General features: G+C 39.3%; 19 protein-coding genes. 15 read left to right on the forward strand and 4 right to left on the reverse strand.

All coding sequences use genetic code 11. From position 1 onward, the window contains the following. Positions 1-353: 353 nt before the first annotated feature. The 7 genes from iolG (at position 354) to iolB (ending at position 8944) form a co-directional block, all read left to right on the forward strand. Positions 354-1340, forward strand: coding sequence for an inositol 2-dehydrogenase (iolG, locus tag ACU696_RS08135; protein ID WP_004913306.1), 987 nt, complete (start codon positions 354-356; stop codon positions 1338-1340). A gap of 392 nt (positions 1341-1732) precedes the next feature. Further along, positions 1733-3139: a sugar porter family MFS transporter gene (locus ACU696_RS08140; RefSeq protein WP_004913304.1), complete on the forward strand. Its 1407-nt coding sequence runs from the start codon at positions 1733-1735 to the stop codon at positions 3137-3139. A 54-nt stretch (positions 3140-3193) separates the two neighbouring features. Beyond that, a complete protein-coding gene (locus ACU696_RS08145; RefSeq protein ID WP_004262128.1) occupies positions 3194-3622 on the forward strand; it encodes a PTS sugar transporter subunit IIA in 429 nt (142 codons plus the stop codon). A 316-nt stretch (positions 3623-3938) separates the two neighbouring features. Next, entirely contained in the window at positions 3939-5072 is a 1134-nt protein-coding gene (locus ACU696_RS08150) for a Gfo/Idh/MocA family protein (protein WP_004913299.1), read from the forward strand. A 25-nt stretch (positions 5073-5097) separates the two neighbouring features. Beyond that, positions 5098-7002: a bifunctional 5-dehydro-2-deoxygluconokinase/5-dehydro-2-deoxyphosphogluconate aldolase gene (locus ACU696_RS08155; protein ID WP_109912707.1), complete on the forward strand. Its 1905-nt coding sequence runs from the start codon at positions 5098-5100 to the stop codon at positions 7000-7002. A gap of 30 nt (positions 7003-7032) precedes the next feature. Then, a complete protein-coding gene (gene iolE / locus ACU696_RS08160; protein WP_004913294.1) occupies positions 7033-7926 on the forward strand; it encodes a myo-inosose-2 dehydratase in 894 nt (297 codons plus the stop codon). Positions 7927-8113: 187 nt separating this feature from the next. Further along, positions 8114-8944 (forward strand): 5-deoxy-glucuronate isomerase, encoded by an 831-nt coding sequence (gene iolB / locus ACU696_RS08165; RefSeq protein WP_004913292.1) that lies wholly within the window; start codon positions 8114-8116, stop codon positions 8942-8944. An 84-nt stretch (positions 8945-9028) separates the two neighbouring features. Here iolB and ACU696_RS08170 read toward each other — a convergent pair whose 3' ends face one another. Both ACU696_RS08170 and ACU696_RS08175 read right to left on the reverse strand, forming a co-directional pair. Continuing rightward, complete coding sequence (locus ACU696_RS08170; protein WP_004913290.1) at positions 9029-9670, reverse strand: NAD(P)-dependent oxidoreductase; 642 nt, start codon at positions 9668-9670, stop codon at positions 9029-9031. Positions 9671-9810: 140 nt separating this feature from the next. Next, positions 9811-10779 carry an FUSC family protein gene (locus ACU696_RS08175; protein WP_004913289.1) on the reverse strand — a complete coding sequence of 323 codons (969 nt, stop codon included), beginning with the start codon at positions 10777-10779 and terminating at the stop codon, positions 9811-9813. 210 nt (positions 10780-10989) lie between these two features. Between ACU696_RS08175 and ACU696_RS08180 the strand changes: the two genes are divergently transcribed. Further along, on the forward strand, positions 10990-11610 hold the full coding sequence (locus ACU696_RS08180; RefSeq protein WP_004913285.1) for a malonate decarboxylase holo-ACP synthase: 621 nt from the start codon (positions 10990-10992) through the stop codon (positions 11608-11610). A gap of 141 nt (positions 11611-11751) precedes the next feature. Here ACU696_RS08180 and ACU696_RS08185 read toward each other — a convergent pair whose 3' ends face one another. After that, on the reverse strand, positions 11752-12381 hold the full coding sequence (locus ACU696_RS08185) for a glutathione S-transferase family protein (RefSeq protein ID WP_109912706.1): 630 nt from the start codon (positions 12379-12381) through the stop codon (positions 11752-11754). A gap of 383 nt (positions 12382-12764) precedes the next feature. Here ACU696_RS08185 and ACU696_RS08190 point away from each other — a divergent pair, with 383 nt between their 5' ends. The 5 genes from ACU696_RS08190 to tehB all read left to right on the forward strand — a co-directional run bounded on the left by ACU696_RS08190 (position 12765) and on the right by tehB (position 17269). Continuing rightward, complete coding sequence (locus ACU696_RS08190; protein ID WP_004913280.1) at positions 12765-13322, forward strand: cytochrome b; 558 nt, start codon at positions 12765-12767, stop codon at positions 13320-13322. Positions 13323-13335: 13 nt separating this feature from the next. Continuing rightward, the gene (locus ACU696_RS08195; RefSeq protein WP_042851639.1) at positions 13336-13914 is read left to right on the forward strand and encodes a YceI family protein; all 579 of its coding nucleotides are present in this window, start codon (positions 13336-13338) and stop codon (positions 13912-13914) included. A 318-nt stretch (positions 13915-14232) separates the two neighbouring features. Further along, positions 14233-15006 (forward strand): hypothetical protein, encoded by a 774-nt coding sequence (locus tag ACU696_RS08200; protein ID WP_004913275.1) that lies wholly within the window; start codon positions 14233-14235, stop codon positions 15004-15006. Positions 15007-15180: 174 nt separating this feature from the next. Beyond that, on the forward strand, positions 15181-16260 hold the full coding sequence (locus ACU696_RS08205; protein ID WP_109912705.1) for a linear amide C-N hydrolase: 1080 nt from the start codon (positions 15181-15183) through the stop codon (positions 16258-16260). Between the two features lie 121 nt (positions 16261-16381). After that, on the forward strand, positions 16382-17269 hold the full coding sequence (tehB, locus tag ACU696_RS08210; protein WP_004913269.1) for an SAM-dependent methyltransferase TehB: 888 nt from the start codon (positions 16382-16384) through the stop codon (positions 17267-17269). Positions 17270-17340: 71 nt separating this feature from the next. Here tehB and clcA read toward each other — a convergent pair whose 3' ends face one another. Then, positions 17341-18738: a H(+)/Cl(-) exchange transporter ClcA gene (gene clcA / locus ACU696_RS08215; protein WP_004913264.1), complete on the reverse strand. Its 1398-nt coding sequence runs from the start codon at positions 18736-18738 to the stop codon at positions 17341-17343. A gap of 305 nt (positions 18739-19043) precedes the next feature. On the opposite strand from clcA, the gene hcp reads away from it, so the two are divergent. Together hcp and hcr are read left to right on the forward strand one after the other, a co-directional pair. Then, positions 19044-20696, forward strand: a complete 1653-nt coding sequence (hcp, locus tag ACU696_RS08220; protein ID WP_004913261.1) for a hydroxylamine reductase — start codon at positions 19044-19046, stop codon at positions 20694-20696. A gap of 75 nt (positions 20697-20771) precedes the next feature. Next, positions 20772-21776 (forward strand): NADH oxidoreductase, encoded by a 1005-nt coding sequence (gene hcr, locus ACU696_RS08225; protein WP_110732108.1) that lies wholly within the window; start codon positions 20772-20774, stop codon positions 21774-21776. Positions 21777-21829 lie beyond the last annotated feature (53 nt).

Genomic DNA, 21829 nt, shown 5'->3' on the forward strand with positions numbered 1-21829 from the left:
CAACTCGAATCATTTTGGATTATATACCCAGCTTTGGCTGGGTTTTTTTATGGTTTTTATAGTTTAAAAATTTATTTATTGAAATATATGTTTTATTGCGAGGCAGGGAAAGAACAAAAAAAGAAGTTATGGAAATTTAATATGCCAACAAACACAGACTTTATTGTTAAATGCTATTCGCTTGCATTGTCAATTTGTGATCTGAATAACACTAAAAATACACTTTAATATAACATTTGTTATCTAGAGCCCAAAAATATAATTTTCAAAAAATTATAAATTGAAATGAACGTTTTATTTGGTATATTCCGTAATATCCAAATAGTGGATTTAAGGTATCAAGGAGCATTTGAATGTTCAATATAGCACTATTCGGCGCAGGACGTATCGGACAGGTTCATGCTGTTAATATTGCCGGCCATAAAGAAACCAAACTTTATTCTGTCATCGACCCTTATCAACCGAATGCGGTTGCCTTGGCTGAAAAATACCAAGCAAAAGTACAGACGACAGAAGAAGCAATGCAAGACCCTAATATACAAGGGGTTTTAATCGCTTCAGCCACAGATACTCACGCTGATTTAATCGAACTCGCAGCCAAACATAAAAAAGTGATCTTCTGTGAAAAGCCTGTTCATCTCGATCTTGAGCGTGTGAAACAGTGTTTAAAAAGCGTGAAAGAACATGATGTTCCACTGTTTATTGGTTTTAATCGTCGTTATGACCCTCAATTTCGCCACTTGAAAAATTTATTCCAACAAGGCGCTATTGGTAAAGCAGAATCTTTAATTATCACGTCTCGTGATCCGTCACCACCACCTGCGGAATACGTCAAAGTCTCCGGTGGTATGTTCAGAGATATGACGATTCATGACTTTGATATGGCGCGCTTTATGATTGGCGAAGAGCCTTGCTCTGTCTACGCACAAGGCAGCAATGTTGTTGACCCTGCTATCGGCCAAGCAGGTGATATTGATACTGCATTTATTATCTTAAAATTTCCATCAGGCGCAATGGCGACCATCTCTAACAGCCGTCGTTCAGGTTACGGTTATGACCAACGCATTGAGTTACATGGTGAAAAAGGCTTATTAACGGCAGGTAATATTAAAGAGAATAGTGTTGCGCTGTTAAGTGAAGTTGGATGTTTATCCGCCAAGCCAGAGTATTTCTTCTTACAACGTTACCATGAAGCATACCAAGCAGAGTGGCAGCATTTTGTTGATATCTTAGCAGGCCGTGCGGAATCTGAAACGACAGGTACCGATGGTGAATTGGCTTTATATCTTGCAGACAAAGCGCTGGAATCATTAAAAACAGGTAAAGAAGTTAAATTGTAATTAATACGGTAATACTATTTAACTTAATTATAGACTTGCGGTTAAAAATGTATTTTTAGCCGCAATAGCAAATATATTCATTTATCAATGAGTATATAAAATACTGACCTTACTTTTATTTAATACTCTTTAGGCTTTCAATATTCTGAGATTAATTGAGGCTTTTTATAATCTTACTTTCTTTAATTTAACTGATGTATTTATCGTTTTAAATTCGCGAAAACTATTTTCAAAGAGTTTATCGATCAGGCCTAAAGCTAGCAAAGTAGCGATTCAAACCAGAGTGCCAGAAACTTATTTCATTATTTAACATTTAACATTAAACATTTATTTAAATATTGAAAAATTGTTTTTTTGGTAAGACATAATGATTCAAATAATAAGGTAATAATATGTCATTAATCATGAATCTCAATCAACAACAGAGAAAAAGGTTGCACCAAATAACCTTGGTTGCAACCTTTGGTGGATTACTATTTGGTTATGATACTGGTGTCATTAACGGTGCATTTTCATCACTGAAAGAAAACATGGGATTAACGCCAACCACGGAAGGGCTGGTAATGAGTGTCCTATTAGTGGGCGCGGCATTAGGCAGTGTTTGTGGTGGACGTGTAGCAGACTTTGTCGGGCGCCGTACTTATTTGCTTTACCTCTCATTTCTGTTTTTATTTGGGGCATTTTTATCTGCGGCGGCTCCAAACATTGAAGTTCTTCTTATTGCTCGGTTTATATTGGGGTTTGCGGTGGGCGGGGCTTCAGTGACAGCACCGACATTTATTTCGGAAGTGGCCCCGACTGAAATGCGGGGAAAACTTACCGGACTCAATGAAGTTGCTATTGTTATCGGGCAGTTAGCGGCATTTGCTATCAATGCGATTATCGGTTCTATTTGGGGTCATCTACCGGATGTCTGGCGTTATATGTTGTTAGTGCAGGCGGTACCTGCATTGTGCCTATTATTTGGTATGTGGAAAGCGCCTGAAAGCCCACGCTGGCTAATGAGTAAAAACCGTCGTGAAGAAGCGCTGAAAATTTTAAAGCAAATTCGCCCTGAAAAACGTGCTATTCAAGAATATGAAGATATCGTGACCTTATTAGATGTTGAAGCTGCGGAAGCTAAACGTCATCCGAATGCCAATAAACAAAATTTAGCGTTAATTTTTAATACGCCTTGGATTTTTAAATTGGTATTAATTGGGATGGTGTGGGCGGCATTACAGCAAACGACTGGGGTTAACGTTATTATGTATTATGGTACAGAAATTCTCAAAACAGCGGGTTTTTCTGAGCAAACTTCTTTAGTTTTCAACGTATTAAATGGTGTGTTTTCTGTTGGTGGTATGGTGATAGGGGTACTATTCCTTGTTGACCGATTTAAACGTAAGACACTGATTGTTGGTGGTTTTGCTCTAATGGCATCGTTACACTTATTAATTGCAGCAACAGACTACTTCTTAACCGGGGATGTTAAAGCAACATTAATTTGGTTACTTGGCGCGGTGTTTGTTGGGGTTATGCAAGGAACAATGGGCTTTTTAACTTGGGTAGTACTTGCAGAGCTATTTCCACTTAAAATCCGCGGGTTATCTATGGGGATCTCAGTCTTCTTTATGTGGATTATGAATGCGATTGTGAGTTATTTATTCCCTGTATTACAAGCAGAACTTGGTTTAGGTCCAGTATTCTTAATTTTTGCGGTAATAAACTACTTAGCTATCGTTTTTGTGGTGAAGTTATTACCAGAAACATCAAACAAATCATTAGAGCAATTAGAAGAAGAGCTCTCATCAATGTAATTATTACTTATTGGTGGTGTGAATATACCTAATTAACTTAATCGAGGGTTGGATATGATAGAACAACTAACCACAAGTAATTTGCATTTAGGTTGTCAGGCAAGAAATAAAGCTGAAGTACTCAAAATGGTGGGTACGGAATTTAAAAATAAAGGTTATGTTGATAGGGATTGTGTGCATTTCTTAACGGAAAGGGAACAACAAATATCAACATTCTTGGGGAATGGCATTACCTTGCCTCATCTACCTAAGTCCGCCAATGATATTATCTTGCATACCGGTGTTGAAATTTTTCAATTTCCTGACGGGGTGATATGGGACCGAACCAATGTGATGTTTATCGCAATAGGTGTGATTGCAAAATCAAGGGAACACATTGATGTACTTAGGGAAATTGCACTGATTTTCAGTGATGAGTTTATTGCCAATGCATTGTCTTTGACGTCAAGTAAAGAAGAATTTTTAAGCATTCTTCATCGCTAGCTTTGGGTTTTGAAGCGAGTATGGGATCTTTACCTGATCCCATACTCAATAAATTTCATCTTTGGTTATTCTATTTCATTTCATTCCAGGTTATTACCTCTTTATTGTTTTCATCCTCTCTGAAATTAATAATTATTTTCTTATATATTAGCTAATTACATTAAAAGTTAACGTTGGATCACATAATGAAATTAATATTCTCAATAATATTGATAATGAAACGAATGTTCCGTATAACATGATTATTGAAATAAAAATCTGGAACAAGTATTAGGCCAGCCATTGTGTTACAAAAAATGAGCGAGAGGTAGAACAGATGAAAGAGATCCGTATCGGGATGATAGGTACTGGCTATATAGGACGAGCTCATGCCATTGCTTATGCACAAGCAGCAACCGTTTTTCCATTACAGGGAAAATTGGTTCGTGAAATGATAGCAGAAATTACCCCTGAGTTAGCACAGACCCGAGCTCAGGAAATGGGATTTAATCGTGCAACCGATGACTGGCGAAAATTAGTTGCAGATCCAAATATTGACGTGGTGGATATCTGTTCGCCTAATTTCCTGCACAAAGAAATGGCAATGGAGGCAATTAAGCACGGTAAACACGTTTATTGCGAAAAACCATTAGCGCTCAATTCTGAAGATGCCAAAGAAATGGTCGAAGCGGCTAAAAAGGCGGGAGTCTTAACGTTAGTGGGGTTCAATTATATGAAAAACCCTACCTCTCAGCTAGCCAAAGAAATCATTGCAAATGGCGAAATTGGAGAAGTTATCCATTTTTATGGCACCCATAATGAAGATTATATGGCTGACCCTAGCGCGCCGATTCACTGGCATTGTTTTAAAGAAAAAGCTGGCCTAGGTGCCCTGGGTGATTTATCTGCACATATTATTAATATGGCGCAATTCCTCGTAGGGGATATTGAAACCGTTTGTGGTGATATGGAAATTGTCATTAAACAGCGTCCAGAAAAAGCGGGGTCAGCCGTTATGGTTACGGTTGAAAATGAAGATCAGGCGCATGCCATGGTGCGTTTTGCTGGTGGCGCAATGGGTGTCATAGAAACTTCACGAATCGCAGCTGGCCGTAAAATGGGGCTAACTTATGTGGTGACTGGCACCAAAGGAACACTGTCTTTCACCCAAGAAAGAATGGCAGAGCTAAAGCTCTATCGTCATGATGAACCTAGCAATCGTCAAGGTTTTAAAACCATTTTTGTGGGGCCAGAGCACCCGGATTATGCGCCATTTTGTAATGGTGCAGGCCATGGTATTGGCTTTAATGACCAAAAAACAGTTGAAGTGCGTGATTTAATTGATGGCGTTGCAACAGGGCAGCCAATGTGGCCTGATTTTGAAGAGGGCTGGAAAGTATCACGAATATTAGACGCGATAGCACGTTCATATGATGAACAACGTTGGGTTAACGTTAAAGAAATCAATTAATTCTGTTGTAGTTAAGGGGTAATTAATGGATAAGCAGAAGAAGTTAGATGTTATCTGTATGGGCCGTATTGCCGTTGACCTGTACGGACAACAGATAGGTTCTCGTTTAGAAGATGTGAGTTCGTTTGCCAAATATTTAGGCGGCTCTTCTGGAAACGTGGCATTCGGCACTGCAATACAAGGATTAAAATCGTCAATGCTTGCCCGTGTGGGGGATGAGCACATGGGACGCTTTTTACGTGAGGAATTACAGCGGGTAGGCTGTGATACCAGCCATCTTATTACAGACAAAGACAGATTAACGGCATTAGTTATCTTAGGGATCAAAGATCAGGATACTTTCCCATTAATTTTCTATCGTGATAACTGTGCAGATATGGCGATTACGCCAAATGATTTTACGGAAGAATATATTGCATCCGCGCGTTGCTTGGCAATTACAGGAACGCATTTATCTAATCCGAAAACCCGCGCGGCGGTATTGAAAGCGTTGGAATATGCTAAACATAATAACGTCAAAACAGCCATTGATATCGATTATCGCCCAGTCTTATGGGGGTTAACGTCTCTCGGTGATGGTGAAACGCGTTTTATTGCGTCTGATAGCGTGACTGCGCAGCTACAAGAAGTATTATCGCAGTTTGACCTGATTGTAGGTACCGAAGAAGAGTTCCACATTGCTGGTGGCACAACGGATACCGTTCAAGCCCTTAAAAATATCCGTCAATTAACGGATGCAGAACTAGTATGCAAGCGTGGCTCTCTTGGCTGCTCCGTATTTAGCGGTGCAATCCCCGAAACCTTGGACGAAGGGATCACTGTTCATGGTGTCAGAGTTGAAGTACTTAACGTATTAGGTGCTGGCGATGCATTTATGTCTGGTCTACTACGCGGTTATTTAAACGGTGATGGTTGGGAAAAAGCCTGTGCTTATGCGAACGCTTGTGGGGCTTTAGTGGTTTCTCGCCATGGCTGTGCGCCTGCAATGCCAACAAAAATCGAGTTAGATAATTACCTTGAACGTGCTGCGGCAGTACCACGTCCAGATCTCGATCCTATACTCAACCATTTACATCGAGTGACTTCACGTCGCACACAGTGGAATGAGCTCTGTGTTATGGCATTCGACCATCGCATCCAATTTGTTGATATGGCTCGTAATGCTGGTGCTGATATTTCTTGTATTCCTTATCTGAAGAAATTGATTTTCCGTGCCAGTAGTGAAGTGGCGCAAGAAGCAAATTTACAAGGTAAAGCAGGGCTACTTTGCGACAGTACCTTTGGCCAAGACGTATTGAATGACGTGACTGGTCGTGGTTGGTGGATAGGCCGTCCAATTGAGCTACCGGCATCAAGACCATTGTGCTTAGAACATGGCAATATCGGTTCTCAGCTGATCAGTTGGCCAAAAGAGCATATTGTGAAATGTTTGGTATTTTTCCATCCAGAAGACAACCATCCCCTGCGTTTAGAGCAAGAAAAAACAGTTCAAGAAGTTTACAGCGCTTGCTGCCAATCAGGGCATGAATTATTGCTTGAAGTGATATTACCCGCAGATATGGAACGCAATGATGAGCTGTATTTACGCGCAATCAAACGCTTCTATAACTTAGGTATCAAGCCTGATTGGTGGAAATTACCACCACTACAAGCAGAAAATTGGGATGCGGTTGACCGATTAATTCAAGAGCGTGACCCATATTGCCGCGGTGTCGTACTCTTAGGGCTTGATGCGCCACAAGCTGAGTTACAAGCGGGTTTTAATGCCGCAGCTGGAAAATCCATCGTCAAAGGATTTGCTGTTGGTCGTACCTTATTTGGTAAGCCTTCGTTGGAGTGGATGAAAGGTGAAATCAATGACGATGAGCTGGTTCAGAAAATCAAAACTAATTACTTAAACCTGATAGCCCTATGGCGTCAGCGTAAATAATATTACTTTTACCTACACAGGAGCTTCATCATGGCAATCCAACTTGGTATTAACCCGTTGACATGGACGAATGATGATTTACCCACTTTAGGGGCAGAAACATCTCTAGAAACATGTTTAACTGAAGGCCGTCAAGCAGGTTTCGCTGGTTTTGAATTAGGTAATAAATTTCCACGCAAAGCGGAGATTCTAGGGCCGATTTTAAAACAGCATGACTTACAACTGGTTTCAGGCTGGTATTCGGGAGAACTATTATCTCGCAGCGTGGAAGAAGAAATTGAAGCGGTACAAGGGCACTTAGCGTTACTGCGTGATTTAGGCGCTAAAGTGATGGTGTTTGCAGAAGTGACCAACTGTATTCATGGCGACCAAAACAAACCTGTTCATATGCGTCCATTGTTCCCAGCCGATAAATGGGAAGAATACGGTAAGAAACTGACCGAATTCGCGAAATATACCTTATCTCAAGGCGTGAAAATCGCCTATCACCACCATATGGGAACCGTGATTGAGTCAGCAGAAGATGTTGATAACCTAATGAAGCACACGGGCGATGAGGTCGGTTTATTGCTAGATACTGGCCACTTAACCTTTGCTGGCGCAGACCCGGTTGAAGTGGCTAAACGTTGGGCAAAACGGATCAATCACGTACATTGCAAAGATGTCCGTGCAGATGTCCTAAAAGATGTTAAAAACCGTAAAACCAGCTTCTTAGATGCCGTATTAGCCGGTGTGTTCACGGTACCGGGTGATGGTTGCGTTAACTATCCTGACGTGTTTAAGGTATTGAAAAATAGCCAATATGAAAATGGCTGGCTGGTGGTTGAAGCAGAGCAAGACCCTGCGATTGCGCATCCATTAACTTATGCCACATTGGGTTACAACAATTTGTCTAAGTTTGCTAAGGATGCGGGTTTAATCTAAATCGTCGTCATATTTCAGTCTGTGGCGTTGTTGGCTTCGCTTACCCCCCCTAGTCACATACTTGTGTATGCTCCTAGGGATTGGTGCGCTAGCCGCCTAGCCACAAACTGAACTATTTGATTGATGAAACGGTTAGTGACTAAAAAGAATTGCCTATCTAGAATCTAAAAAGTGTCAGAGGAAAGTTATGTCAAAATTATTGTCGAAATACCATGCTCCAGATGCACATAAGCGTACTCAGCATATCACTCCACAAATCGCTAACTGGGGTTATGTTCACTTTGATGTTTACGAATTAAAACAAGGTGAGTCTATTTCCTTACCTGCTTCTGAAAATGAAATGTGCTTAGTCTTAGTAGCAGGTAAAGCGACGATTAAAACAACTAATCAAACGTTTGAAAACATTGGCGACCGAATGGATCCTTTCGAACGTAAAAAACCCTATGCTGTGTATGTGACAGCCCAAGAGTTTGCTGAGGTCATCGCAGATACCGATCTTGAATTGGCCGTTTGCAGTGCTAAAGGAAAGGGCACCTATCCAACACGTTTAATTGGTCCAGATGATATTGGTGCAGAGCAACGTGGCCATGGTTATAACAAGCGCTACGTGCATAATATTTTACCGGATGATAAAGCCGCTGATAGCTTATTAGTCGTGGAGGTCTTTACAGATGAAGGCTGCACCAGCTCTTATCCAAGCCATAAACATGACACCGATAATGAACCCAATGAAACTTATCTAGAAGAAACCTATTATCATCGTTTAAATCCATCTCAAGGTTTTTGTATGCAGCGTGTTTACACTGACGACCGCGAGTTAGATGAGTGCATGGCGGTATATAACAAAGATGTTGTTATGGTACCAAAAGGGTATCACCCAATGGCGACAGTGGCTGGCTATGATAACTATTACCTTAATGTGATGGCGGGACCAACACGTAAATGGTTATTTACATGGGAAAAAGACCATAACTGGGTGAACAGCGAAATCTATGCAGCGAAACATCGTGAAAAGTAAGTTAAAAACAGCAATATGTGAATGAATTAAGTTCTGTTATCTATCTTTGCCGGTAACTATTTACCGGCTTTTTTATGCTTAAACTTAATAGGCTGCGGTAAATTGTTGGCGAATAAATTGTGAATTATTCACTTCATCAAGAATAGCAACTGCAAAGTCTTCAACAGAAATTTTAGCGGGAGTATTACCATTCATTAATAATTGATTCCCGCCAAGCCGGAAGGTTTCTGTTCTTTCTCCTTCTTCAAGCATGGCGGCAGGAGAAACGTAGGTCCAATCTAATGAATCAATGGATTGTAATTGGTTTTTAAATTCTCTCATTGCTTGGGCGCCAGGCTTTATTTCAGCAGGAAAATCAGGGGAGTCAATTAAATCAATACCTGCAGTGGTTTTTAGACTTCCTGCACCACCCACCACAATGAACCGTTTGACCATGGATTTTTGTACAGCATGTAAAATTGCGAGGTTACCCGCAACAGTATCTTGATACAAATTAGGGTTCTGCCAACCGCCATTAAACGCACTGATGACAACATCCTGCCCCTTTAGCCGAGAGGTTAACCATGGAATATCGGTGATATCTCCAGCCGCGGTGATTAAGTGAGCGTGTTGAGATAGTTGATTACTATGACGAGAAATCGCTGTTACTTGGTGATGCCGAAGTAGCGCTTCAGCAACTAATGCTCTGCCAACAAAACCTGTTGCGCCAATAATCGATATTTTCATCTTCAGTTCCTCTTTGCTTGAATGTCACACTCAAGAATAATGATACTGATAGGGCTAGGCTTTAGGACTAAGACTTCTTTTCCCAATGTGTTCTTTTTTGAGTATAGAACAGACGTTCTTATTGGGGAATATGCTTAATTTTATTTTGTTTCTCTAAATAACTTTAAAATAATACTCGTCATGATGGCGATGGTTCCTCCTAAGGCGGTTTCAAGAACGCGGTCAAACAATAATTCATAGGTTGGGTGACGCCAATATATAACGAGCTCAAGAATGGATAAAATTAAGCTTGTCACGACAAATGTCATAAACGTATATCCATGATGAAAACTCATTGGCATTAAAAAGGCGAATACCACAACTGCAATTAAACCGATGTATGGCATAAGTGGTAGGTTGAATAAAAAATACAGCAATAAAACAGAAATAAGGCTGCCTAAGACTCTCTGCAAAGTAATTTTAACGATGCTTTGTGATTTTGGATGCAATACAAAAACAAAGGTCAATAATGTCCAATAAAAGTGCCCTAGATCTATACTGCGTGGAATGGCAAGTGCGAGTAATAGCCCTAAAGCATAAATCATCGAACGGGGAATAATATTTTTTCTCAACGTAAACAAATTTTGTTCAACTAAAGCACTCGTAATAACGCTATGGCGTGTCATTTTATGACTAAGGAGATAATACGTGATTAGCGTTACTCCACTGCCAATAATAAAACCTAACGCCAAACTTCTTGATATATCAGGTAAAATGGTGCCAATTGTCGACATGATAATCATAAACTTCATCGTTAAATCCATTGCGGGATCTGTGCCATACAATTGGTAATAAATGAACGAAAAAATGGCGAGATAAATATAATACGCCGTACCAAGCCGCAGGGTATCACCGATAAAAATAGCCACTAAAATCATCAATAAACAACAAGCGGTGTAAGCATAGTTTTTATATTCTTTTGCTGCATTGAATAAATTAAATGAATACAGTGTTGAGAATGTCGCCCACATCGCTGCTTGCGCATCTAAAATCACAAAAGCAGTTGCGGCACTAAAAAACATACAGCTGGTAAAAATAATCCCATCATGAATAGCAGGAAACGTTCTCATAATTCGATGCTCGTAAATAGAAGCTTAACTCATTAATTAATAACGTAATTAAATATTATACGGTGTGAAATTTCAAGGCAATCACTCAGTATTTATGACAAGTTACCATTAAATGGTATCAGTGGCGTTGTTAGTATTGATATTCTGTTTTTATGTGACAAAAAAGGCATAATAGGGAAGAGCAGTCGTAGCAATCATAAAGGTAATAAAATGCAAATAATCAATCCTCATGATTTTGTTTGGGTCAGCAGTAATAATGATGTCGCGATAGAATCGCTTCCTGAATGGGTTGGCTCACAATGGAACAGTAAATTACCGTTGACGGTATATCGAAATAAAGCGGATGAGAATAAACTGACTGTCGCAATTCGAGGAATTAAGCCACACCAACGCATCACGACACAAATTGAAAAATCGGCAATCACGCATATTATGAATGTGGAATCCTTGGTGGCAAATTCGGTGGAACTACAACGTTCAATGTTTATTGCTTTACCACCTGTGCAGGTTTTATGGATCATTTCGCAAACTAAATGGCCTTGGCAATGGGGAGTCACAGGCAGCTGTGCTTACACTTTAGCGACAGATATCCAAAGTATGTTGTCAGACTGCGACCTTGATGTGGTCATTCGCTGTCCGAACCCTCAAGAAAAAGAAGATTTTGCTGAGTTTGCTATTAAGGCGAATACACCCTATTGCCCAATCGATATCCATGTTGAAACGCCGAAGGGTGGGTTTTCATTAGCAGAGTGGTTTAAAAATGAACAGGTTACATTACACACACCACTTGGCGATATTATGACAGCAGACCCATGGGATGAAAAATTATAGCTGCTGTTTGTCTGTTAAATAACCGACTGTAGCTTGAATAGCCGACAAATTGATTAAATATTAATTTTGATGTTCGAGCAGGTGATTTTTTACTAATCAAATAAAATCGGAGGCACATAATGCCTCCCTATTCGCCTATTATTAATGCTCAATATTCGGTTCTTGTAAACCTGCGTCATGCCATTCTTTCATTGCAGGCAAAACTAAAACTCGGTCAACCCATTGTTTAGCCGCTGGGCTTACAGGTAAATGATAACTGCGGATTCGGAAGGCAACGGGTGCAAAGAAGGCATCTACAGCCGTAAATTCATTGCCCGCAAGCCAAGGGCCGCCAAATTGGTTCAACCCATCCTGCCATAGTTTCTGCAAGCGGTTTAAGTCAGTTTGTAATTCAATTGAAATATTATTAAGTGGTGCATTATGAGCACCATCCATCGGACACTGCTGGCGTAACGCACTAAAACCTGAGTGCATTTCTGCGCTAGCACTTCGAGCCCATGCTCTGGCTTTGCGATCTTTTGGCCAGACTTGCGGGAAGTCTTCTGCAATATATTCACAAATGGCTAATGAATCCCATATTGTTTGGTTTTCATCGATTAAACAAGGGACTAAACCGGTAGGGGAAAAACGACTGAATTTCTCATGACTGCTTTTACCGTTTTCAAATAAACACAAATTTTCTTCAAACGGGATCTGTAATACCTTTAGTAAAACCCATGGGCGCAATGACCATGAAGAGTAGTTTTTATTTGCTATCCAAAGTTTATACATAGTATTTAACCTATCAGTCAGTTCGCGCAATGTTAAAAGGACGAATACCAATGTATGGGGAAAAAGGCAGACCTACAAATGTTATTTTATCGAAAATAGCTTATATCTATTAGGAATAAGCTAGATTTAATTGAAATTAATAAATAAATGAACTAAGTATTTAGTTACGACCATTTACAAAAGTGGAAGAATCTTTATTCAACTTTTATAATTAAAACTAGACAAAATCAAATAGTAATCTATTTTTCATTATGTTGATCGTATTTGAATGTCTTCAACAAAATATTTGTTTAACTTTGGGATAGGAATAAAATTAATTTCACCTTATGATTATTACGGCTTAGTTAATAAAATATTACCTTCTTCTCTAAATGGTTTTTATCATGCAATGGAAAAATAATGCAAGCCGCTATGGGCATATCTCTTTGCTCGTACATTGGCTAGTCGCAATTGTCGTATATGGAATGTTCGCTTTAGGTTTATGGATGGTGACACTAGGCTATTATGATAGTTGGTATCATCAAGCTCCTGAGATACATAAAAGTATAGGAATATTATTATTTATTGTTATGGCATTTCGTGTGATTTGGCGATTTATTTCACCGCCGCCGAAGCCATTAGCAAGCTACAGTAAATTAACGAAAGCTAGCTCTATTATTGTTCAAATTCTGATTTATATTATTTTATTCAGTATTTTGATCAGTGGTTATTTAATCTCAACCGCTGATGGACAACCTATTAGTGTGTTTGGTTGGTTTGATGTTCCTGCACTATTTACCGGTGCTGCGACACAAGCAGATACCGCAGGTGAAGTTCATTTATATTTAGCTTGGGCAGTGGTTCTATTATCAGTGTTGCATGCTTTTGCAGCTTTTAAACATCACTTTTTTGATCGTGATATTACATTAAAAAGAATGTTGGGTTTTAACCCCGATAAGTAACGTGGAGATAATTATGTTGAAGAAAACGGTTCTTGGTCTGGCTACTGGTGCACTTTTTTTAACGGCAGGTTCAGCATTAGCAGAAACTTACCAATTTGATAAGCAAGGCCAACACGCGTTTATTGAATTTCGTATTCAGCATTTAGGTTATAGCTGGGTATATGGTAGTTTTAAAGACTTTGATGGGTCTTTTACTTATGATGCAAAAGATCCATCAAAAGATAAAGTCGAAGTTACTATTAAGACAGGTAGCATTGATACTAACCATGCAGAGCGTGACAAACATTTACGCAGTGGTGATTTCTTAAATGCAGCCAAATTCCCTGAAGCGAAATTCGTTTCAACAGAAGTGAAGAAAGACGGTGAAGCCTACAAAATCACTGGTGATTTCACTTTAAATGGTGTCACTAAGCCAATTACATTAGACGCTAAATTAATGGGCGAAGGTAAAGATCCTTGGGGTGGATACCGTGCAGGTTTTGAAGCAGAAGGTAATATTAAGTTAAAAGAATTTAACATCAAATCTGATTTGGGTCCTAAATCTCAAGAAGCACAACTGTTGATTTCAGTTGAAGGTGTTCAAGTTAAATAAGATTTTTATCATAAAAAACCTTCAGGCTTTCGAGTGCTGGAGGTTTTTTTATATCCAGCGTATTATAAATTGTTTCTTTGTGGCAAATTCCCCCGTCTGAACCTCGCAATTTCCCTTATTCCTATAGCTAGACGACTTTAATACAAGCTAAAATAAGCATTATTACTTTTTATCGTTCAATTCGTGGCATTAACACTTTAGATACGTGAATATTATCGGTTTTAGATGCCATGGCATTATATGCAATTGGTTCTACAGTATATAAGTAGCTTGAAAGTGTTTGTGGGGAACCGTTTTACAAGAAAAGGCAGGGTAACTTTGAATACAAATAACTCACGTAAAACCGCATTAATTGTTAGCATTATTTTTATTGCATTTGCATTCGGTTTTTATTGGTTAAGTAAAGATAACAATGTGTTATCTACAGAAAATAATAGTGCAATTCATTCAGAGGCACTTGCTCAAGTTGAAAAAGAATTACCGATTATCGCGACGGTTAAGAAAATAAGCCCTGAAACCTATCAAAGTTTTGAGCATCTAATTACACAATACGACCCAACTAATGAAGATTTACGCCGTCAACTGTTTGACCAAGTAGTCGGGAATGTCATGAAGTTAGTACTAGAGCGAATGGAATATGCCTCTGATGACTCCGTGATTAACTTTACTAGCAGAGTTAATGATTACCTAAAAATCTTATTGGAAGAAGACCCAACGGGAAAAACGTGTTTTTATTCACTATTTCCGCATTTGAGAGAAACAGCAGAAATTATTCCACCACAAAAAAGCCAAGCTGTTTTGTTGAAACAAATTCAGGCAACCAATGAACTTTTAATTTCAAGTGAAGCGGGTGTAAAACAGGCGTTAATGTCCCCGACAGAATATTCTGAGGAATTAACCCAACTTGCTAGTGGGCTTTCTGCAAAGTATGGTGAAGATACTGCAATTCTTGGGAATTTAGAAGCAGGGAAGAAATCACCTGCACTAGCGTGCCGTATTTCTATTAGTTTTTATGATGAAATATTATCTATTCCAGATAATCCGAAAAAAGCGGCATTGTTACGTTCTTTATTTTCATCAGTAAATAATTAATTCTTTTTAGCAAAATGGTGCTGATTAATATTGGTACCATTTTGTGTCATTAAGTATTACATTTCATAGCGTTAATCGCACTTTTTTTAATGCATTATTATTTGAGCATAAATAGTTCGTATTTATGTAGTATGCTTATTATATAAATTTATTTTTAACTATTTTGGAGATGGCATGCAATTTATTAAGAAAAGTATCATCGCACTTGCCGCTGCGGCTGCGATATCAATGCCAATTGCAGTAAGTCAAGCTTGTACTCGGGTTGTTTATTTAGGTGAAAATGAACAGATAATGACCGGAAGAACAATGGATTGGAAATACGATATAGGCACTAATCTATGGATCTTTCCTCGAGGCATGGAGCGTGATGGCATTGCAGGACCTAACTCTTTAAAATGGAAATCAAAATACGGTAGTGTGATCGCCTCAGGTTATGATATTTCAACAACTGATGGAGTGAACGAAGAAGGTCTAGTTGCCAATTTATTATGGCTTGCTGAATCAAAATACCCTCAAGTAGATAATAAGCAACCTGCGTTGTCGATATCGCTATGGGCACAATATGTGCTAGATAATTATGCGACAGTGGAAGAGGCTGTTGCAGCGTTAGAAAAAAATCCACTGGTCGTGGCAACGGATAATGTTCCTGGGCAAGATAGGTTAGCGACTTTACATTTGTCATTATCAGATGCGAGTGGCGATAGCGCAATTATTGAATATATTGATGGTAAGCAGGTCATTCATCATAGTCGCAAGTATCAAGTTATGACTAATTCGCCTACTTATGAGAAGCAATTAGCAATGCAGGAATATTGGCAAGGGATTGGTGGTACTGTCATGCTACCGGGGACAAACCGTTCCGCTGATAGATTTGCTCGTGCGCAATTTTATATTAATGCAATTCCTCAGAAAACAACGCCTAATAAAGCGGTCGCCAGTGTTTTCAGTGTCGTACGTAATGTGTCTGTTCCTTACGGATTGACGTCCGAAAATTCACCTGAAATATCGTCAACGCGTTGGCGGACATTAGTTGACCATAAACGTCAGCTCTATTTTTTTGAATCTGCATTGACGCCAAATATTTTTTGGACTGATTTGGCAAAAATTGATTTTTCAGCAGAAACTGGACAAGTGAAAAAGTTGGATCTGGGTGAAGAGCAGAGCCATATTTATTCGGGGGATGCGACCAATAAATATGTGGTTACAAAACCTTTTGAATTCTTAGGGTTAAGTGCGAAACAGTTAGGTTACTAACTTATCCTATAGCGCGTATCAGCCCTCTTTATCTATAGGGGGTTGATATGAATCAAGTCCTCGATAATTTATCCATGAATGTTTTGCAGATAGCAAACGAACGGTATAAGATGTATTTAAAATGCAACTTATTGGTGATGATATGAATAATCTCGTGTGTTACAAAACCATGCCGGTTTGGAATAAAGCGTCTTTACCGTTAATGTTCCAAGAGCGTCATAATACAAAAGAAGATACATATGCACAGTTGAAAGTGCTAAAAGGCTCTTTAGATTTTATCATTTTTAATGAGGATGGCAGCGAACAACATTTTACTTTTGATATTCATAACCAGCCGCCTATTATCGAACCTCAAGTTTGGCATCGTATTTCTGCTTGTAGTGATGACATGGAATGCCAATTGGCTTTTTTATGCAAACCAGAACTGAAATTTTATAAAGAACACGGGTTAACGACTCCACATTCAGAAGTGCGTTACCTGTGTGAGAACCACCTTAGTAAGCCATGTAAAACATTAGATTTAGGTTCGGGAAGAGGCCGAAATAGCTTTTATCTTGCCTTACAGGGTTATGACGTAACCTCGGTAGATATCAACCCTCAGCATATCCAAGCAATTGACTTCGTTAAAAAACAAGCTGGGGTAGAGAATATTCATACGGCTGTTTATGATATTAATAGTCACCAAATACAAGAGAACTACGAACTTATCATTTCCACTGTCGTGCTAATGTTCTTGCAGCGAGAAAAAATCGCCAATGTTATTACTAATATGCAAGAACATACCCTGCCAGGGGGAGTTAACGTTATTGTGTGTGCCGTTGAAACGCCAGATGCACCGCTGGATTTAGTGCCATTTAAATGCTTCTTAAAACCAGGGGAGCTAGAAGGGTATTATAAGGATTGGGATATTTTAAAATATAACGAAAACCCTGGTCATTTACACCGCACTGATTCACAAGGTAATCGTATTAAATTAAATTTTGCAACACTCATTGCACGGAAAAAGTAAGTAAGAGACTTGCATAGGTTATCTTAGTAAAAGAGTTGCCGTGGGTGGCAACTCTTTTTTATTTCTAATCGTTAAGGTTTGCTAGCGGCGGAATTAGCGGTTTCTTTTTCGCTTCGGGCTAAAGTCTTTTCGAGCAAGACAGAATATAGCGGTTTACCACCTAAAAATTGGGCTATCATTGTGGCACCAATACAGGTAATAATCATCGGTAAGATTAACTGGTAGTTATTTGTCATTTCTAAAACTAAAACTATCCCAGTTAATGGTGCTCTGACGGTTGCGGCAAATAATGCTCCCATGCCTGCTATAGCGAAAGTCCCCACTTCAATTTGGTAATTAGGGAATATTTCGAGGGCAGCGTAGCCGAAAACACCACCAAATAAGGTACCAAGGGCGAGTAAAGGGGAGAAAATACCCCCTGGAGCGCCAGAGCTAAAGCTAATCGTCGAAGTTAAAAACCGTAAAGCAAAAAATATGAATAATAAAGTGATGGTAAATTGCCCTGCAACCATCTGGTGGATCACTGAATAGCCGCCACCAACAATTTCAGGTAGATAAACGCCAATTGCACCACAAGCCCCACCAATTAGCCCGCCCATCAATACAAAGCGAGAAATTTTATTTTGGTAAAATGCTAAAAATTTACTTTGTAGGTACAATAAAAAACCATTAAAACAGATACCGATGACACCAAACATTAATCCTAAAATTAAATAAAGCCATAAAGTATTCATCGGTGCAGAGGAGAATTGACCGATATTTAATATAATAGCTTCCCCATTAATTAACCGATAGACAATGGTGGAGGTAACAACACCGATAAATACCGCTTTAATTGAAATTAAACTATATTTAAATTGCGGGCGCATTTCTTCAATAATAAATAAAATGCCAGCTAAAGGGGCATTAAATGCTGTAGATAAACCAGCAGCAGCACCAGAGGCAAGTAAGGTATGGCGCGACTCATTATCTTTTAAACGAAATAAATCATAAAACATTTGGCTAAGGTTCGCACCAAGCTGTACAGTTGGCCCTTCGCGCCCTAACACCATGCCTGAACCCAATGTCCCTAATCCACCAATAAACTTAACTGGGATGACTCTCCACCATCTTACGGGGCGCAAATCTTGTAATGCACCTTCAATTTCGGGGATCCCAGACCCACCCGATTCAGGGGAGAACCGTTTAACTAGGTAATAGCCTAACATGGCAAGAAGTGCCGAGATAAAAAACATCCCAACAACCATCAGCCATTTTGGAGCAACCCATTCACTCACTGATTGAACGCGATAGTTGCTAATCCAAGTTGTTCCTATTTCAAATAGAGAACCGATAAGACCGACCGCAGCACCAATGAGTGCCGCGAGTAGTAAGATTTTTACAGGTGTTTTATCTGATTCTTTTAACCGTTTAAAAATCCGTAACCGGCTTTTTATCATAGATTTACTTGCTGAATTTACCTGGCTCATCTTTATTGGATTCTCTTTATACGATGGAATAACAAACACTTATAGGTAAGTATAACAAGAGTTACCGTAAGAACGGTATCAGGAAAAAAATAAAATGCAAAATAGTGTATTTAAGCAAGGCAGCTGAAATACAAAAAACAGCAGCACGAATAGCATACTTTCATTACTGTGAATAGTTCTCATTTGCAATGAATATTAATATAGATCAATAAACCATTAGATAATGAATAATTCCACTTTTTTATTCTAATAAAGAGCGTAGTCTTAATGTTGTATTTGAAATGCAACTTTAAGAGGCTAACAACATGTACTGTGTGCAATGTGAACAAACAATTAGAACTCCAGCTGGAAATGGCTGTGCATACGCGCAGGGTATGTGCGGTAAAACAGCAGAAACATCTGACCTTCAAGATTTATTAGTTGCTGTATTGCAAAGCTTATCTGCAAGCGCAGTCACTGCTCGCTCGCTGGGTATTATTGACCATGATATTGATAGTTTTGCTCCGCGCGCATTTTTCTCTACTTTAACTAACGTCAACTTTGATTCAGAACGTATTATCGGTTATGCCCGTGAAGCTATTTATTTGCGTGATAAATTAATCAAACATTGTCAATCTGTGAATAGTGTTGTGGCTTTCAATCATCCATTAATTAATTTGCAATTAAATGGGACTGACATTCCAACCCTACAGGCACAAGCGGCTCAATTTTCATTAGATATTGATAAAGCTGATGTCGGCGAAGACATTCACGGTTTACGTATGTTATGCCTATATGGCCTAAAAGGGGCGGCAGCCTATATGGAACACGCCCATGTTTTAGGTCAGTATGATAATGAGGTTTATGGCCAATACCATGAAATTATGGCTTGGCTTGGAACATTGCCATCAGATATGAATGAGCTGCTTGATAATGCGATGGCTATTGGTCTGATGAATTTCAAGATCATGGAAATTTTGGATGCAGGTGAAACGAGCGAATTTGGTCATCCAACACCAACGGAAGTTAACGTTCGTCCAGTCGCAGGGAAGTGTATTTTAATTTCAGGTCATGACCTGAAAGACTTAAAAATGTTGTTAGAACAAACTGAAGGTACGGGTATCAATGTTTATACCCACGGTGAAATGCTGCCAGCACATGGTTATCCAGAGCTGAAAAAATATGCGCATTTAGTCGGTAACTATGGTAGCGGTTGGCAAAACCAGCAGGTGGAATTTGCTAAGTTCCCAGGGTCTATCTTGATGACCTCTAACTGTATTATTGACCCTGATGTCGGTGATTATAAAGACCGTATCTGGACGCGTAGTATTGTGGGTTGGCCGGGTGCAAAACATTTAGTGGGCGATGATTTTTCTGCAATGATTGCTCAAGCTCAGTCGCTAGCTGGTTTCCCGTATACCGAAATCGAACACAAAATTACAGTTGGCTTCGGTCGTCAAACATTACTCGGTGCGGCAGATGCGGTGATTGATTTAGTTTCACAGAAAAAATTACGTCACGTATTCCTCGTTGGTGGATGCGATGGTAGCCGCGGTGAGCGTAGCTACTACACGGACTTTGCGCGTAGTGTACCCGAAGATTGCTTAATCCTTACACTCGCTTGTGGTAAATATCGTTTTAATAAATTAGATTTTGGTACGTTAGAAGGGCTTCCGCGTTTATTGGATGTGGGCCAATGTAACGATGCGTACTCTGCCATTATGCTTGCGGTGAATCTATCAGAGAAACTTGGTTGTGGTATTAATGACTTACCATTGAGTTTGATTCTGTCTTGGTTTGAGCAAAAAGCAATTGTTATCCTCTTAACATTATTAGCGTTGGGTGTGAAAAATATTTATACCGGCCCAACAGCGCCTGGTTTCTTAACTGAAAACTTATTGAATGTGTTAAATGAGAAATTTGGCATGCGAAGTATTACAACAGTTGAGCAAGATCTGGCAGAAATTTTACCTGCATGATCAATAAACCGATAGAAAAAGCTTAAAAACGATGTGAAAGATGGGGGCAGCGACCCCCTTTAAAGGAGTAGCGCGATGACCATGCCAAGTAGTTTATGTCCAAATAGAATGCAAGTTCATTCTATTATTCAAGAAACATCAGATGTCTGGACAATCAACCTTATCAATCATGATTTTTATACATATTCACCCGGTCAATATGCCTTGGTCAGTATTAAAAATAGTGATGATGTCATGCGTGCTTACACTCTTTCATCATCACCGGGACAAAGTCGTTTTATTTCCATTACTGTCAGGCGGTTAGACGATGGAGAAGGGTCAAATTGGCTAACACGCTCAGTTAAAGAAGGTGACTACCTTTGGCTTTCAGAAGCACAAGGGGAATTCACCTGTGCCAATCTACAAAACTCGCAGTATTTGATGTTAGCTGCTGGGTGTGGGGTGACACCGATTATGTCAATGACACGTTGGCTGATGGTGAATCGCCCAAATTCCCATGTAAAAGTGCTATTCAATGTTCGCGATGATAAGCAAGTTATTTTTGCTGAGGAATGGCAAAAGCTCGTCCGGTTATATCCAGAACGGTTGCAATTGTGTGTCATGGCGGAAACACCAGATAATGGCGATATTGCTCAAGGGCGTTTAACCGAAGACAAATTGAAAGCGTTAGTACCCGATATTAATTCACGAATTGTGATGACGTGTGGGCCTGTACCTTATATGAAAAATGCACAGCAATTTGCTGCAAATTTAGGTGTTCCTGCTGAACATTTCTTTATGGAGCGTTTTTCTACTGAACCAGAAGTTGTTGATAGTGAAGATATTCTTACGTTAAAAATTCGTCAACGATTGGTCGATTTTAAAGTCCCAGTGGGGACGTCTTTATTATCTGCACTGGAGCAAAATAAACAACCTGTTATTGCGGCTTGCCGAGCGGGTGTTTGCGGAAGTTGTAAAACAAAAGTGCTGTCAGGAAATTATACAACCACAAGTACAATGACATTAACCGAAGCAGAAATAGCGGAAGGTTATGTTTTAGCGTGTAGTTGCCAATTGCAGGGCGACACTGAAATAGCGTAAAATTATTTAATATATGCAAACTGTCTCATTAGATTATTAATGGGACAGTATTA

The sequence above is a fragment of the Providencia sp. PROV_01 genome (assembly GCF_053098325.1).